Genomic DNA, 2,442 nt, shown 5'->3' on the forward strand with positions numbered 1-2,442 from the left:
TTAACAATTTCTTTTCAAGATTCAAAATGTAAAATTGCTGTGTCTGTAATAACACCATCTAAATCAAAAACAAAACCTTTAATCATTAATTACCTCTAGTTCATATTTGTCTAATGAATTGAATTTTAACACTTGATTTGGTGTTAAAATTTCTATTTCCTTTTGACCATTAATTGATAATCTTTCAATGGTATATTTTGTTTTAGAAACATTAACAAGAAAGTCTGAACCTTTATATGTAAATTTATATTCTAAATTATTTCAATTTTTGGGTAAAAGAGGATCTAAGTGTAAATTATTATTGTGTCAATCTAAACCACCAAAACCAAATACAATCATTTGATAAATTGCTGCTAATGAACCTGCGTGTATACCTGCATTTGAAGTATGCATTGCAGGTCCCATATCAATATTAATTCCATATTTGAAAATATGATAAGCACTATCAATCATTTTTAATCTTGTTGCTTCTATTGCATATGTTGCAGGAGATAATGAAGAGTCATGTGTAGTTAATGGTTCATAGTAGTTAAAATTTGCTTTTCTAATTTCTTTATTATACAAGTGAGGTAAGATATTTAAAAGTAATACCACGTCTGCTTGTTTAACAAGTTGAGAACAAAGTCTTTTGTGACCTTCTTGTGTGTTAAATAATTTTTTACCTGCATCACCAAGCATTTGGAATGGTTTTACATCAATTTTTGGTAATTGTAAAAATTGATCATTTTCAGCAATAACTAAATCTTTGTTAGGTTGTTGTTGTTTTAAATTATTTTGAACATCTTTTAATTGTTCAATATTTAATTTATATGGTAATTTATTTTTAATTGCTTCTAAAAGTTTAGGATTATTTTTCTTTAAATCTTTAATATAATTTAGAGCTAAATCAATATTATGTTTTGCAAACATATTGATGTATGCATTATTATCAATGTTTCCTTTATATTCGTTTGGACCCATTACATCTTTTATTTCATATGTACCATCATTTTGCCTTTCAGCACGTGACGCATAAAAAATTGCAGTATCAATGATCATTTCATAACCCATTTTATTCATAAAATTTTGATCATTTGTTATTTGATAATATTGATTAATAGCATAAGCTACATCAGCAGAAACGTGAATTTCTTGTCGTCTTGAAGCAATAGGAACTTGTTGACCTGAAACAACATCTGCTTGACCTCAATAAGGACAAACTTCACCTTCTGTAGGCCAAGCCATTTCTCATGGGAATTGTGCACCAATTAAGTTGCTTTCTTCTTTTCTTTCTTTTATTTCAAGAGCTTTTTGTCTTGCTCCTTTTATTCCTTTATATCTATATGTTAGAAGATTTTTAACAATACTTGGATTATTGAAAAGATAAATAGGATTAATAAAGAACTCTGTATCTCAGTAAGTATGACCTTGATATCCTTCACCAGAAAGACCTTTAGCACCAACATTTACATTAGATGAATGTTTTGGAACAAAACCATTTAAGTGCATAATACCAAAATCTAATGCTAGTGAATCGTATTCTGCTTCTTGATCACCATCAATCTTTACAAAAAATTGATTTCAAACATTGTTTTTCATATATTCAATTGATTTTAATTTTAAGTCCTCATAGTTTACAGCTAATAATTCTAAATGTTTTGCTTTTGCATTGTTAAGAACTAAATCAAAATTATTTGTGGGTTTAGAACCATCTATGCTTGTGTGCACTGACATTAATTTTTCAAGAACAATAACATCACCTGTTTTTACTTTTTGATTAATTTTAAATCCAACATAACGACGTTTCATTTCTATTAAATAATCATCTGTTCCACCTAAAACTTGTTCGTTATTGTAGAAAAACTTTGTTACAAGATTATGAATCACAAATCTTTTAGAAAATGTTGTTTTTTGATCCATTCTCAATGATTCTTTTGTAGGTCTTGATTTATTACCTTCACCAAAATGTTGTGTACCAGAGTTAGTTACTTGTCCATTGATAGCCGGTTTAACGGTAACTACAACTTCATCATTATTTTTTGTTTCAAGAATATCTATTTTAATTTTGTGAGCATACACATTTAAATCATTTTGTGAAACAAAACGTTCAAATGTTAATAAAACTTTACCAAAAGGTCTTTCTGCTTCAATTGTTCTTTTTAAAACACCATCACGAACGTATAAAGTTTTTTCATATTTATCACGTGAATTTACCTTAAATTCATCACCATTAAAATAAATTGGTGTGCTCATTAAGTCTGCAAGATTAGCTAATTCAGATACATCATCTTTTGTATCTTTATTAAAAATACCATTAACAAAAAAGTCTTCTTTGTTGTAAGTTTTTCTTTCTTCATCAGCGCTTCTTATCCCTAAATAACCATTACCTAAAGCAAAAATACTTTCTGTTTTTGCTGTAACTTTTTTATCAAATTTAACTTGTGAAATTGTTTTGTTTTTTAC

General features: G+C 27.5%; 1 protein-coding gene. It reads right to left on the minus strand.

Annotated features, from left to right (window positions below; translation table 4 throughout):
- Positions 1 to 78 precede the first annotated feature (78 nt).
- Positions 79 to 2,442: glycosyl hydrolase family 65 domain-containing protein (locus BU00_RS04720; protein WP_036459073.1), on the minus strand; the 2,364-nt coding region annotated here is incomplete at its 5' end.

This window comes from Mycoplasma leonicaptivi ATCC 49890 (assembly GCF_000622205.1).
Classification (GTDB): domain Bacteria; phylum Bacillota_I; class Bacilli_A; order Mycoplasmatales; family Metamycoplasmataceae; genus Mycoplasmopsis; species Mycoplasmopsis leonicaptivi.